This is a genomic window from Streptomyces sp. NRRL S-646 (assembly GCF_000720765.1).
In the GTDB taxonomy this organism is placed as follows: domain Bacteria; phylum Actinomycetota; class Actinomycetes; order Streptomycetales; family Streptomycetaceae; genus Streptomyces.
The window spans coordinates 151438-164942 of record NZ_JODC01000011.1; the positions used below are offsets into that span (position 1 = coordinate 151438).

The 13505-nt window shown below is 71.5% G+C and carries 12 protein-coding genes; 7 read left to right on the forward strand and 5 right to left on the reverse strand.

The features are described 5' to 3' along the window. The first annotated feature begins 84 nt into the window (after positions 1 to 84). Positions 85 to 3036, forward strand: coding sequence for an AfsR/SARP family transcriptional regulator (locus IH68_RS0129335; protein ID WP_030940901.1), 2952 nt, complete (start codon positions 85 to 87; stop codon positions 3034 to 3036). A 190-nt stretch (positions 3037 to 3226) separates the two neighbouring features. After that, a complete protein-coding gene (locus tag IH68_RS0129340) occupies positions 3227 to 3412 on the forward strand; it encodes a hypothetical protein (RefSeq protein WP_030940903.1) in 186 nt (61 codons plus the stop codon). A gap of 69 nt (positions 3413 to 3481) precedes the next feature. On the opposite strand, the gene IH68_RS0129345 is transcribed toward IH68_RS0129340, so the two are convergent. Continuing rightward, positions 3482 to 5044, reverse strand: coding sequence for a FadD3 family acyl-CoA ligase (locus IH68_RS0129345; RefSeq protein WP_030940904.1), 1563 nt, complete (start codon positions 5042 to 5044; stop codon positions 3482 to 3484). A gap of 95 nt (positions 5045 to 5139) precedes the next feature. On the opposite strand from IH68_RS0129345, the gene IH68_RS0129350 reads away from it, so the two are divergent. The 3 genes from IH68_RS0129350 to IH68_RS0129360 are packed head-to-tail and all read left to right on the forward strand — an operon-like array spanning position 5140 to position 7483. Further along, the gene (locus tag IH68_RS0129350; RefSeq protein WP_030940906.1) at positions 5140 to 6288 is read left to right on the forward strand and encodes a lipid-transfer protein; all 1149 of its coding nucleotides are present in this window, start codon (positions 5140 to 5142) and stop codon (positions 6286 to 6288) included. 2 nt (positions 6289 to 6290) lie between these two features. After that, positions 6291 to 6707 carry a Zn-ribbon domain-containing OB-fold protein gene (locus IH68_RS0129355; protein WP_030940908.1) on the forward strand — a complete coding sequence of 139 codons (417 nt, stop codon included), beginning with the start codon at positions 6291 to 6293 and terminating at the stop codon, positions 6705 to 6707. Continuing rightward, complete coding sequence (locus IH68_RS0129360; protein ID WP_030940911.1) at positions 6704 to 7483, forward strand: enoyl-CoA hydratase/isomerase family protein; 780 nt, start codon at positions 6704 to 6706, stop codon at positions 7481 to 7483. The genes IH68_RS0129355 and IH68_RS0129360 overlap by 4 nt, the downstream gene beginning before the upstream one ends. A 4-nt stretch (positions 7484 to 7487) precedes the next feature. Here the strand turns inward: IH68_RS0129360 and IH68_RS0129365 are convergent, their stop codons facing one another. From IH68_RS0129365 to IH68_RS0129375, 3 genes are all read right to left on the reverse strand, one after another. Next, positions 7488 to 7979, reverse strand: a complete 492-nt coding sequence (locus IH68_RS0129365; RefSeq protein ID WP_030940912.1) for a hypothetical protein — start codon at positions 7977 to 7979, stop codon at positions 7488 to 7490. 134 nt (positions 7980 to 8113) lie between these two features. Continuing rightward, complete coding sequence (locus IH68_RS0129370) at positions 8114 to 10474, reverse strand: PQQ-binding-like beta-propeller repeat protein (protein WP_030940913.1); 2361 nt, start codon at positions 10472 to 10474, stop codon at positions 8114 to 8116. Between the two features lie 209 nt (positions 10475 to 10683). After that, positions 10684 to 11466 carry a VOC family protein gene (locus tag IH68_RS0129375; protein WP_078912654.1) on the reverse strand — a complete coding sequence of 261 codons (783 nt, stop codon included), beginning with the start codon at positions 11464 to 11466 and terminating at the stop codon, positions 10684 to 10686. Positions 11467 to 11589: 123 nt separating this feature from the next. Here IH68_RS0129375 and IH68_RS0129380 point away from each other — a divergent pair, with 123 nt between their 5' ends. Continuing rightward, positions 11590 to 12237 carry a TetR family transcriptional regulator gene (locus tag IH68_RS0129380; protein WP_030940915.1) on the forward strand — a complete coding sequence of 216 codons (648 nt, stop codon included), beginning with the start codon at positions 11590 to 11592 and terminating at the stop codon, positions 12235 to 12237. A gap of 99 nt (positions 12238 to 12336) precedes the next feature. On the opposite strand, the gene IH68_RS0129385 is transcribed toward IH68_RS0129380, so the two are convergent. Beyond that, positions 12337 to 12801 carry an Lrp/AsnC family transcriptional regulator gene (locus tag IH68_RS0129385; RefSeq protein WP_030940916.1) on the reverse strand — a complete coding sequence of 155 codons (465 nt, stop codon included), beginning with the start codon at positions 12799 to 12801 and terminating at the stop codon, positions 12337 to 12339. An 82-nt stretch (positions 12802 to 12883) separates the two neighbouring features. On the opposite strand from IH68_RS0129385, the gene IH68_RS0129390 reads away from it, so the two are divergent. Beyond that, a complete protein-coding gene (locus IH68_RS0129390; protein ID WP_030940919.1) occupies positions 12884 to 13504 on the forward strand; it encodes a LysE family translocator in 621 nt (206 codons plus the stop codon). Position 13505 lies beyond the last annotated feature (1 nt).

A 13505-nucleotide genomic window follows, 5' to 3' on the forward strand; every position in this document is an offset into this window, starting at 1 on the left:
TGTGTGAGCGCTCTCCACAGCTGACGCATCCGCCATGAACAAGGCAAACTGACGTAGTTGCCCACTGTGTCTAGGGAGACGGCGATGGACGGTGTACCGCGAGTGCCGGAACAGAGGCGGGCCGGCTCCTCTGCGGAGCCTGCCCCGCTGAGCTTCGGCGTGCTCGGTCCGGTACGAGCCCGACGCGGAACGGAGCAGCTGAGCACCGGCTCCCCGCAGCAACGTGCCCTGCTCGCCGCCCTGCTGCTGCGCGAGGGCCGCACGGCCACCGCGGGCGAGCTGATCGACGCCGTGTGGGGCGAGGAACCGCCTTCGCAGGCCCTCGCCGCGCTGCGGACGTACGCCTCCCGGCTGCGCAAGGTGCTGGACCCGGGGGTCCTGGTGAGCGAGTCCGGCGGGTACGCGGTGCGCGGGCTGGCCGAGGGCGCCCTCGACCTGGCCGTGGCACAGGACCTGGCGGCCGAGGCGGAGAAGGCGAGGAACGCCGGGGACCTGTGCCACGCCCGTGAGGCGCTCGGCCGCGCCCTGGCACTGTGGGACGGCGAGGTGCTGGCCGGCGTACCCGGCCCGTACGCGGAGGCACAGCGGGTCCGCCTGGAGGAGTGGCGGCTCCAACTCCTCGAATCCCGCCTGGACATGGACCTGGAGCAGGGCTGCCACGCGGAGGCGGTGTCGGAGCTGACCGCCCTCACCGCGGCCCACCCGCTGCGCGAGCGCCTGCGCGAACTGCTGATGCTGGCGCTGTATCGCAGCGGCCGCCAGGCGGAGGCACTGGCCGTGTACGCGGACACCCGCCGCCTGCTGGCGGACGAGCTGGGGGTGGACCCGCGGCCGGGGCTGCGGGAGCTGCAGCAGCGGATCCTGCGGGCGGACCCGGGTCTTGCGGAGCCGCCGTCCCCGCAGGCCGAGCCGGCCGCCGCCCCGGTCCGCCCCGCCCAACTGCCCGCCACCGTCCCCGACTTCACCGGGCGGGCGGCCTTCGTCCAAGAGCTCAGCGAGGTGCTGTCCTCGGCCGAGGGACGTGTGATGGCGGTGTCGGCGCTGGCGGGCATCGGCGGCGTCGGCAAGACGACCCTCGCGGTGCACGTCGCCCACCAGGCCCGGGCGGCCTTCCCGGACGGGCAGCTGTACGTCGACCTCCAGGGCGCCGGCGCCCGGTCGGCGGAGCCGGAGACCGTCCTCGGCTCCTTCCTGCGCGCCCTGGGCACGGCCGACTCGGCCATCCCGGACTCCCTGGCGGAGCGGGCGGCGCTGTACCGCTCGGTCCTGGACGGCCGCCGGGTCCTGGTCCTGCTCGACAACGCACGGGACGCGGCGCAGGTCCGCCCGCTGCTGCCCGGCACGGAGGGCTGTGCGGCGCTGGTGACCTCACGGGTGCGGATGGTCGACCTCGCCGGGGCCCATCTGGTGGACCTGGACGTGATGTCCCCCGACGAGGCGCTGTCGCTCTTCACGAAGATCGTGGGCGAGGAGCGGGTGGCGAGCGAGCGCGAGGCCGCCCTGGACGTGGTGGCGGCCTGCGGTTTCCTGCCGCTGGCGATCCGCATCGCGGCATCCCGGCTGGCGGCCCGACGCACCTGGACGGTTTCCGTACTGGCCGCGAAGCTCGCCGACGAGCGCAGGCGCCTGGACGAACTGCAGGCCGGCGACCTGGCGGTCAAGGCGACCTTCGAGCTGGGCTACGGCGCGCTGGAGCCCGCCCAGGCACGGGCGTTCCGGCTGCTGGGCCTCGCGGACGGGCCGGACATGTCGCTGGCGGCGGCCGCGGCGGTCCTCGACCTCCCCCTGGAGGAGACGGAGGACCTGCTGGAGTCGCTGGTCGACACCTCGCTGCTGGAGTCGGCGGCTCCCGGCCGCTACCGGTACCACGACCTGGTGCGGCTCTACGCGCGTGCGTGCGCCGAGCGGGACGAGTGGCCGCCCAGCGAGCGCGATGCCGCGATGTCGCGGCTGCTGGACTTCTACCTGGCGACGGCGTCGGAGGTCTATCTGATCGAACGGCCCGGGGACCGGCTGGTGGACCACCTTGAGCACGCCGCCCACCCGGGGCTGAGCTTCTCGGACCGGCACGCGGCGCAGGACTGGCTCTACTCCGAGGCGGTCTCCCTGCTGGCGTGCGTACGCCAGTCGGCACGGCCCGGGACCATCCGCAGGGCCGTCGACGTGCTGTGGGCGGCGGTCGACCTGGCGGAGTCGGGTGCCAACTCCCGGGAGTACGAGGCGGTCGCCGCACGTCTGCTGGAGGTGGCGCAGGAGGCACGGGAGCCGCGCGCCCAGGCCCGGGCACTGATCACCCTGGCCTACGCCCACAGCCTCACCGGCCGTTTCGACTCCGCCGACGAGGGAGCCGCCCAGGCCCACGAACTGGCCCTCGGCTCCCGCGACCGGCTGGCCGGCTGCTGGTCGTCCAACATCCTCGGCGTGATCGCGATGTACCAGAGCCGCTACGAGGACAGCGAACAGCACTTCACCCGCGCCGCGGAGAACTTCCGGGCCGTTGGGGACCGTTCGGGAGAGGCGAGCGCCCTGTGCAACCTGTCGCGCACGCATCTGGCCACCGGCCGCACGGACAGCGCGGTCGCCCTGGCCGAACAGGGCACCGCCATGTACGACGGCATGGGGCACGACCTGAAGGGCGCCAACGGCCGCTACGCGCTGGGCCTCGCGCTCACCAGCAGCGGGCGGCTGGGCGAGGCGACCGAGTGCCTGCAGCAGGCCCTGCTGGTGTTCCGGGAGAGCCGGCAGCGCCTGTGGGAGGGGATGACCCTCTTCCGTCTGGCCGAGCTCGGTCTCGCGGCCGGGCTCCCCGCCCAGGCGGCGGCGGACGCCGAGACGGCGCTGACGCTGCTGCGCGGCATCGGCGGGGAATGGCGGCGGGGCAACGTCCTCACGGTCCTCGGGCGCGCCCTCAACGGCATCGGCCACCTCGACCGGGCGCAGGTGTGCTGGCGTGAGGCCCTGGACATCTTCGAGGCGCTGGACGCGCCGGAGGCGGACGAGGTACGGGGGCTGCTGACACCGAAGGCGGTCGCCTGAGCGGCGTTCATCGTTCGTTTATCGCCGCCAGGCATTGTCTTCTGTGCCGGGCCGTCGCGTCGGGGGGCAGACGGAACGGCACGTGGCCGCGCCGTAAGGTGAACCGGCCTCAGGATCCGTCCGGCAGTCCTCGGGGGAGTTGCCGGGCGGATCTTGCCATCCAGCGCACCACTTCAGGGGAGATCGAGAGATGAGCGACCAGAACAGCACCGACAACATCCACGTGACGGACGAGCCGCTGAAGGCGACGGCCAAGGACACCGGCACGGTGACCACGGACAACATCCACGTCACGGACGAACCGCTCACCGCGACGGCCAAGGACACCGGCACGGTGACCACGGACAACATCCACGTCACGGACGAGCCCGCCTGACCGCACCACCTCCGGACGGGGAACGGCCGCGGTGGCTCGGAGGGGGAGCCACCGCGGCCGAGGTGCATGTCAGGATCTGCGCAGCTCCCCCTTGACCACCTTCCCGCTCGCGTTCCGCGGCAGTTCCGCCACGAACTCCACCCACCTCGGCACCTTGTAGTTCGCCATCTCGCGCCGGGCCCAGGCGATCAGGTCGTCCGAGGTCGTCGAGGAGTCCGGACGGCGCACCACGTACGCCTTCCCGACCTCGCCCAGCCGCGGATCCGGTACGCCGATCACGGCGACGTCGGCCACATCCGGGTGCAGGCCCAGCAGTTGCTCTATCTCCGCCGGGTAGGCGTTGAAGCCGCCGACGATGAACATGTCCTTGATCCGGTCGGTGATCCGCAGGTTCCCGTCCCCGTCGAGCACGCCCACGTCGCCGGTCCGCAGCCAGCCGTCCTCCGTCAGGACCTCCGCCGTGCCGGCCTCGTCCTCGTAGTAGCCGCGCATGACGTTGAAGCCGCGGACCAGGACCTCGCCGGGCTCGCCGATCGGCGCCTCGACCCGCACCTGGGTGCCCGGTATCGCGCGGCCGGACGTCGAGGCGATCACCGTGGGGTCGTCGCCGCGCCGGCACATCGTCACGATGCCGCTGGCCTCCGAGAGGCCGTACGCCGTCAGGACCGTCTCCACGCCCAGTTCCCCGCGCAGCCGCTCCACGAGTTGCAGCGGCACCACTGCCGCGCCCGTCACCACCAGCCGCAGCGCCGAGAGGTCGTGGGCGTCGCGGGCGGGGTGGTCCAGCAGGGACTGGTGCAGGGTCGGCGGGCCGGGCAGTACCGACACCCGTTCCGACGCGATGTTCGCGAGGGCCGTGTCGGTGTTGAACACCGGCTGGGGAATCATCGTCGCGCCGCGCATCAGACAGGCCAGGACTCCGGCCTTGTAACCGAAGGTGTGGAAGAAGGGGTTCACGATGAGGTAGCGGTCGCCCTGCCTCAACCCCGCCAGGTCGCACCAGATCTCGTACGCCCGCAGCGTCTGCGCATGTGTGATCACCGCGCCCTTGGGGCGGCCCGTCGTACCGGACGTGAAGACGATGTCCGACGGCGAGGAACCGTCCACCGCCGCCGAGCGCGCCCGCACTTCGGCCGGCCCGACCGCGTCCCCGCCCGCGAGGAAGTCCTTCCACGTGCGGAAGTCCTCGGGCGCGTCGTCCGACAGCACCACCACCTGATCGAGGTACGGCAGCCCGGGCCCCCGGTCGACCGCCCGCCGCAGCGAGGCCACGTACGACGTCCCCAGGAACGCCCCCGTCACGAACAGCAGCCGTGCCCCGCTCCTGCGCAGCACGTCCGCCGCCTCCGCGCCCTTGAAGCGCGTGTTGATCGGCACGAGCACCGCCCCGGCCGACACCGCGCCCAGCGCCGCCACGATCCAGGCCGGCGAGTTCGGGGCCCAGATCGCGACCCGGTCGCCCGGTGAGATGCCCGCCGCGACACAGGCCGCCGCCGACCGTTCGACGCGGGCGCCCAGTTCGCTGTACGAGATCCGGGTACGGCCCTCCACCACCGCCTCGGTGTCCGCGTACCGCTCGGCCGCCGACCGGACGAGTCCCGGAATGCTGCCCCACTCCACGTCACCGCGCACAACAGCCCCCTACGACCTACTAGCTGACTACCCGTCAGATTAGCTGTAGCCTGACGCCCTGTCAGCTGTCCTGGCACCCTGCGGAGGTCCCCACCATGGCCGGAATCAAGGACGCCACCGCGATCGTCGGCATCGGACGGACCCCCTTCGCCAAACGCCTCGACGAGGACGAACGGACCCTCGCCTGCCGTGCCGTCCTCGCCGCCCTCGACGACGCCGGTATCGCGCCCGGCGAGGTCGACGCGCTCGCCTCGTACACCATGGAGGAGACCGACGAGGTGGAGCTGGCGAAGGCCGTCGGCCTCGGTGACCTCACGTTCTTCAGCAGGATCGGGTACGGGGGCGGCGGTTCGTGCGCCACGGTCGCCCACCTCGCGGCCGCCATAGCCTCCGGTCAGGCCACGGTCGGCGTCGCCTGGCGCTCACGCAAACGGGGTTCCGGCCCCCGCCCCTGGAAGAACACCACCGTCCAACTGCCCACCCCCGCCCAGTGGACCCGCCCCTTCGGTCTGCTCCGCCCCGCGGACGAGATCGCCATGCTGACGCGCCGCTACATGCACGAGTACGGCGCGACCCGCGACCACCTCTTCAACGTCGCCCTCGCCTGCCGCAACCGCGCCAACCAGAACCCCGCCGCCGTGATGTACGAGCGGCCCCTGACCCGCGAGATGTACATGACCTCCCGCTGGATCAGCGAGCCGCTCTGCCTCTTCGACAACTGCCTGGAAACAGATGGCGCGTTGGCGTGCGTGGTGGTCTCCCGCGAGCGCGCCCGGGACTGCAGACGGGCGCCCGTCTACGTCCACTCCGCCGCCCAGGGCCTGCCCGCCCAGCACCACGGCATGGTCAACTACTGGAACGACGACCCGCTCACCGGCCCCGCCTGGACCGCCGCCCGGCACCTGTGGAAACACGCGGACTTCACGCCCCAGGACGTCGACGTGGCCCAGATCTACGACGCGTTCACCGCGCTCATACCGCTCTCCCTGGAGGGCTACGGCTTCTGCGGCCGCGGCGAGGGCGGAGCGTTCACCGAGCAGGGGGCCCTGGAGATCGGCGGGCGGCTGCCCCTCAACACCAGTGGCGGCGGGCTGAGCGAGGCCTACGTCCACGGGTTCAATCTCATCACCGAAGGCGTACGGCAGCTCCGCGGCACCAGCACCGCCCAGGTCCCGGACGCCGCCACCTGCCTCGTCACCGCCGGTGAAGGCGTCCCCACCTCCGCCCTTCTGCTGAGGAGTTGACCATGCTCGATCCCGTCATCGACTCCGACGGCGCCCCCTTCTGGGGCTACGCCCGCCAGGGCGAACTCCGCGTCCAGGCCTGCGCCGACTGCGGCGAACTCCGCTTCCCGCCCCGGCCCTGCTGCCCGCACTGCCAGTCCTTCGCGAGCGAATGGCGGCAGGTCGCCGGTCACGGTCGCATCTGGTCGTACGTCGTGCCCCACCCGCCGCTCCTGCCCGACTACGCGGACCAGGCCCCGTACAACGTCGTCGTCGTCGAGCTCACCGACGCCCCGCGCATCCGTCTCGTCGGCAACCTCGTCGCCGAGCCCGGTGCGCGGCTCGACTCGGTGCCGGCGGAGCGCATCCGGATCGGGGCCAAGGTGCAGGTGGTGTTCAGCGGCGAGGGCCTTCCGCAGTGGGTTCTGGAGCGCTCATGACTACTTCTGCTGTCCGTCTCACCACCGACAAGGACACCGGCGTCGCGGTCGTCACCCTCGACCGGCCCGAGCGGCTCAACGCCGTCGACCTGAACATGCGGGACGAACTGCAGGAGACCTGGCGGGAGTTGCGGTTCGACGACTCCGTACGAGCCGTCGTCCTCACCGGCGCCGGTGAGCGCGCCTTCTGTACGGGCCTCGACCGCACCGCCGTCGTCCCGCAGCCCAACTCCCCCTACATGGCCGACGATCCCCTCCTCCATGTCGGGCCCAAGGCGAACGACCTGTGGAAGCCGGTCATCGCCGCCGTACGGGGAATGGCCTGCGGGGGTGCCTTCTATCTCCTCGGCGAGTCGGACTTCGTCGTCGCCGACACCACAGCCGCCTTCTTCGACCCGCACACCACGTACGGCATGGTCAGCGCCTACGAGTCCGTGCTCATGGCGCAGCGCATGCCGTACGGCGAGGTCGCACGGATGATGCTGATGGGGACGGCGGAGCGGATCTCCGCGCAACGGGCCTTCGACATCGGGCTCGTCTCCGAACTCACCGAGCCCGGCGGGGCGTTGGCAGCCGCAACGGAGTGCGCCACCGTGATCGCCGGGTATCCGGTGGAGGGCGTCCAGGGGACCGTGCGGGCGCTGTGGGCGGCGAGGGAGAGCGCCGTCGCCCCGGGGTTCGCGCAGGCGGCCCACCTGGTCTCGCTCGGGAACCTCCCGGGCGAGCGGCAGGCGGAGCTGTTCGCCGAGCGGCGGAGGGAGTTCCGTACGCGGTAGGACGTCAGCTCGCGGCCGGTGCCTGGTCCTGCACCTCGCAGTGCTTGATGCGGGTGACGAGGGCGTTGCTGCCGCCCACGTTCACCCTCACGGTCGCCGTCCCGTTCGCGGGTACGTCCGCGATGTCGACCCGGGTGCCGGCGGCTGCGCCCTTGGCGTCCCGGAAGGTGACGGTGACCTCGAAGGTGCCCGCGGTGTCGTTCGGGTTGCTGACCTCGACGGTCGCGTACGGCTGCTTCACGGTCGCGCACTTCAGCAGGACCGCCATGGCGGGCGACAGCGCAGCGGCCGTGGACGGCGACGAGTACGATCCGCTGCCCCCGGTCGTGGTCGTCGTGTGCGACGACGTGTCGTGGTCCTGCGAGGAACTGCTGCACCCGCCGCTGCTGTGGTGGTGCTTGCCGATGCCGTGGTGCCGTCCCGAGAAGCCGGTCAGCGACAGGATCACGAACCCGATGACGGCCGTGTACTTGAGTGTGCGCCCCCGTGTGTTCACACGGTCACTCTAGCGAACCGCTGTCACGGCCATGTCACCGCGTGGCGACCGCCGCGCACCCGGCGTAGCGTCTAGGTGGACGGCCGCCGGCCACACCCTTCCGTGACATCGGTACGACGGCCGTCGCCAGCAACTCATGCGGGCCGGGCGGTCCCCGTCCCCTTCTCCGCGTCCAGCGCGTACACGCAGCGGTCCTTGCTGCACGCGTACACGACGCCGTCCTTCACGACCGGGGAGCCGGTGATCTCGCCGCCGGTCGCGAGTTTCCAGCGCAGCCGGCCGTCGTCGGCCTTCAGCGTGTAGAGCAGGTGGTCCGTGGAGCCGAAGTGGATGCGGCCCTCCGCCACCGCGGGGGCGCCCACGATGTCGCCGCCCGCCTGGAAGCGCCACTTGGGTGTGCCGGTGACCGCGTCCAGGGTGTACAGCCCCTTGCCGCTGCCGACGTGGACGTGCCCGGCCGCCACCAGAACGGGGTCGATCGACGCCCGGGACTCGGTGGCGATGCGCCAGCGGTCGCGGCCGTCGGTGGCGTCGAGGGCGTACACCGTGCCGAGGTAGTCGACCAGGTAGATGCCGCCGCCGGTGACCGCGGGGCCGGGTGCGAAGGTGGGCGGGCAGAGGAAGACCGCGGGGGCCTCGAAGTGCCATTTCACACGGCCGCTCGCCACGTCGATCGCCAGGACCCGGGTGCCGGCGGAGACGTACGCGTATCCGTCCGGAGCGTGCGTCACCCGTACCGGCACGCCGCCGCAGGAGGCCGCGTCGCCGATCGGGTAGGACCAGCGCTCCTTGCCGGTGCGGGCGTCCAGGGCGCGCAGCCGGGCGTCCTGCCAGACGTAGACCGTGCCCTCGTGGACGGCGGGCCCGGCCTCCGGCGACTCGAAGTCGGTCTGCGCCCCGGTGAGTTCCCACAGCTTCTGGCCGTTCGACGCCTCCCAGGCCTGGACGCTGCCGCCGCGCGTGCCGGTGACGACCGTGCCCCGGTCGGCCTTGAGGGAGTACACCCAGGCGTCCGTGGACAGCCGCCACAGGTCGGCGCCCTCACGGCAGTCCAGCGCGAACAGCGTCGGCCCGTCGGAGGCGTGGATACGGCCGTCGGCGACCGCCATCGACCAGGCCACATCCCGCGTCTTGAACCGCCTGCGGCCGGTGGCCACGTCCAGGGCGTGCACCTCGAAGGAGGTGACGTAGACGAGGTCGCCGGAGACCGACGGGGTGCCCCACACATCGTTCGACATGCGGAAACGCCAGGGGCGCCAGCCTGCCGCGGTCTCCGGCGGCGCGGGCGGCGACGCGGGGACGACAGGGCCTACGGCAGGATCCGCGCCGTTGACTCCGGGGCGCGGCTTGGACCAGGAGGCGGCCAGGGCGGCCTCCGGAGGAGGCGCCTTCACGGCGGCGGCGCGGACGTCGGAGACCCGCGGCCCGGGCCCGATGGGCACCTGGGCGCCGGCCAGCCGGACGGGACCGGTGTCGGGGGCGCCTACGGACACGGGGGACGCCGGTACGACGGGGTCGTGCGAGGGCGGGGGTGGCACGGGGGCGGGTCGTGCGCCGCCGCCGCTGCGGCCGCCGCCCTGGCCCGGCTTCCCCGCCGGACGGCCGTTACGGCGCGACTCGATCAGGCTCACCGCCCGCTCGGGCAGCCAGGCGGAGGCCGTACCGCTGTCGTCGGAGCCGGAGCCGAAGAGATGGGGGGCCAGCTGGGCCTGGAGGTCGGCCGGGTTGGGCCTGGCCGTGGCCTCCATCTGCATGAGGGACTCGATCAGCGGGCGCAGCTCCTCCGGGAGACCCTCCAGATCCGGGCCCTCCCGCAGCAGCATGAAGACCGTCTCGACGGGGTTGGCGCCGTGGAAGGGCGGATGCCCGGTGGCGGCGAAGACGAGCATCGAGCCGAGCGAGAACACGTCACTCGCGCCGGTCACGGACCGCGAGTCCTTCGCCTGCTCCGGCGACATATAGGCGGGCGTACCCACCGCGACGTTCGTCATCGTCAAACGCGTGTTCGAGACACCGGAGGCGATGCCGAAGTCGATCACCCGGGGACCGTCCTCGACGACGAGGACGTTCGAAGGCTTCAGGTCCCGGTGCACCAGACCGGCGCCGTGGATCGACTGCAGCGCCTCGGCCACACCCGCCGCGAGCCAGCGCACCGCCTGGGCCGGGAGCGGCCCGCACTCGTTCACTATCTCTTCGAGGGAGGGCGCGGGCACGTACGCGGTGGCCAGCCACGGCACGGCGGCGCGTGCGTCGGCGTCGACCACGGCCGCCGTGTAGAAGCCGGAGACCGCCCGGGCGGCCTCGACCTCGCGCGAGAAGCGGACGCGGAACAGCTGGTCCTCGGCGAGCTCCGTACGGACCGTCTTGATCGCCACACGCCGGCCGGACGCCGAGCGCGCGAGATAGACCAGTCCCATGCCGCCGGCACCGAGCCGCCCCAGCACCTCGAACGGACCGATACGCCGCGGATCGTGCTGTGTCAGCTGATCCACCACTTGCCTGCCACCTCCCCGTACGGCCGCGCCGGCCACATCTGTGCGCGACCCCGTGCAGCGTCTCACCACCGCACCGCCATGGCGGCACGCACCCTGATTCTTCCTGTCCCGGGCACTGGTTGCGAACCCGGGACCGAGTCGGGATGCCTCACCCCAAAACGGTACGTTTCACCGCGCGGTCTGTTTCAGTCGGTCTATTTCAGCAGTTTTCAGTCGCTCTGCTGCGGTCGTTCCATCGGTCGTTCCATGGATTGCTCCGGCGATCGCTCCAGCACCGCGAACGACGCCCCCTGATTGTCGGTGACGACGGCCACCCTTCCGTACGACGTCTCGAATACTGGCGCCCAGATCCGACCTCCGAGACGGCTCACCGTCCCGAGTGCTGCGTCACAGTCCTCGACGCCGAAGTGGACCAGGAAGTGGGGCGGCATCTCGGCCGGGAAGACCTCCGAGACGGCCGCCCTTCCGAAGTCGGGCCTGGCGTCCGGCCCGAACAGGGCGTCGTGGAAGAGATCACCGTAGAAGGTGTTGGCGACCTCCACGTCCCGGGCGTACAGCTCGGCCCAGGCGAAGGTGCCGGGCTCGTGCCGCCTGCCGAAGCCGGGGTGGCTGCCCGGCTCCCAGAGGCCGAAGACGGCACCCTCGGGGTCGGTGACCAGCGCGGCCGTGCCCAGCTCGGCGACCGGCGTGGGCGCCGTGACGACCTGCCCGCCGGCCGCCCAGATCCGGTCGGCCAGCGCCTCGGCGTCCGGCGTCGCGAAGTACACGGTCCACACGGTGGGCAGCCGCCCGTCCGTCTTGCGCGCGACCGCGGCGACCGGCTCCCCCTCCTGTCGGGCCCACACGATGCCGCCGGCCACCTCCGGCCGGTCATCGAAGGTCCACCCGAAGAGCTCGCCGTAGAACCGCTTGCCCGCCTCCACATCGGGAAGCTGCGCGTCCACCCAGCACGGGACGCCCTCTCCGTACGCGGATGCCCTGTTTTCGGCCATACCGCCAAACTAACGGCGACTCACGCACCCCGCAGGACCAGGCACACCTGCCTCCGCCCTCTCGTGCACCCCATTTGCAGTCGGCCGAATCGCGCTCCCATCACCCCTCGGTAAGCTGACGACATGACAGGACAAGTGCGTACCGTCGACGGCCGCGTGGCCGGCCGGCGTGGGCAGGCGACCCGGCAGAAGCTGCTCGACTGCCTCAGCGAGATGCTCAGCTCCTCCCCTTACCGGGACGTCAAAGTCATCGATGTCGCCCGGAAAGCGGGGACTTCGCCCGCGACCTTCTACCAGTACTTCCCGGACGTCGAGGGCGCCGTCCTGGAAATCGCCGAGCAAATGGCCACCGAGGGCGGTCAGTTGACCGCCCTTCTGGAGGACCGCTCCTGGGTCGGCAAGGCCGGCTGGCAGACCGCGCAGGAACTCGTGGACGGTTTCCTCGAGTTCTGGCGCAAGAACGACGCGATCCTGCGCGTCGTCGACCTCGGTGCGGCCGAGGGCGACAAACGGTTCTACAAGATCCGTATGAAGATCCTGAACTCGGTGAACAACTCCCTCACCGACTCGATCACCGAACTGCAGTCCAAGGGAAGGGTCGACAAGGACGTGAACCCGGCGGCGGTCGCCGGTTCACTGGTCGCGATGCTCGCGGCCGTCGCCTCGCACCAGAAGGGATTCCAGACCTGGGGCGTCAAACAGGCTGAACTCAAGCCGAATCTGGCGCTGTTGGTGCATCTGGGCGTGACCGGCAAGAAGCCGACGAAATAGATCTCTTCGCAGATCTCTCTTTTCTCCAGGCCCAAGTCCTGTCTGGCAGGCGGTGGTTCACCCGACGGTGAGCCGCCGCCTGCCGCGCTGTTCGGGCCTCTACGCGGGCGTCTGTGCAGGCAGCGGACGGTCCCGCACCACGTGCTTCATCACCAGCGTCGACGTCAGGCGCTGCACTCCCGGCAGTGTCGCCAGCCGCTCGTCGTACAGCCGCTGGAAGGCAGCGAGGTCGGCGGTGGCCACCCGCAGCAGATAGTCGGGTTCCCCGAACAGCCGCTGCGCGTCCAGCACATGCGGAATCTCCGCGATCGCCCGCTCGAACCCGGCGACCGTGTCCCGGTCCTCCTGCCGCATGGACACGAAGACCAACGCCTCGAAGGTCAGCCCCACAGCGGCCGGGTCCACCACCGCCCGGTACCCACTGATCGCCCCCGACCGCTCCAGCTCCCGCAGCCGCCGATGACACGGCGAGACACTCAGCCGCACCCGCCCGGCCAGCTCGGTCACGGTCAGCCGCCCGTCCTGCTGCAGCTCGGCAAGGATTTTGCGATCCACGTCGTCCATGGGGTAGATCCTTCCATGGATGTGCTGATGTCGAGCAAAATCCGGGAACACTTTCGAGCCAATCGCGCCTAATGTCGCTCTCGTGGACAACGGACTGCTGCTTTCCTTCCTCGCCCTCGATCTTCTGCTGGTGTGCGTGCCGGGTGCCGACTGGGCGTACGCGATATCGGCCGGTCTGCGCGGCCGTTCCGTGGGGTGGGCGGTGGGCGGTCTGGTCGCCGGGTATGCGCTGCACACGGTGCTGGCGGTGGCGGGACTCGCGGTACTGGTGGCGGGCGAGCCACGGCTGCTGACGGCGCTGACGGTGGCGGGAGCCGGGTATCTGGTGTGGCTGGGGTGGGGGGTGCTGCGGCGACCGGGCACCCCCGGCGCTACGGGCGAACCCGCCGAGGCCTCCCGCACCCGCGTCTTCCTGCGCGGCGCGACGATCAGCGGCCTGAACCCCAAGGGCCTGCTGCTGTATCTGTCGGTCCTGCCCCAGTTCCTGACCACCCAGGGCAACCTGCCCGTCCCCGTCCAGACCGCCACCCTCGGCCTGCTCCACATGGCGTGCTGCGCCGCGGTCTACCTCACGGTCGGCCTCGGCGCCCGGGCGGTCCTGGGCACCCGACCGTCCGCGGCGCGTGCGGTGGCGCGGACGTCGGGGGCGGCGATGTTGGGGATCGGGGCGTTTTTGCTGGTGCAGCGGTTGGCGACGCTGTGAA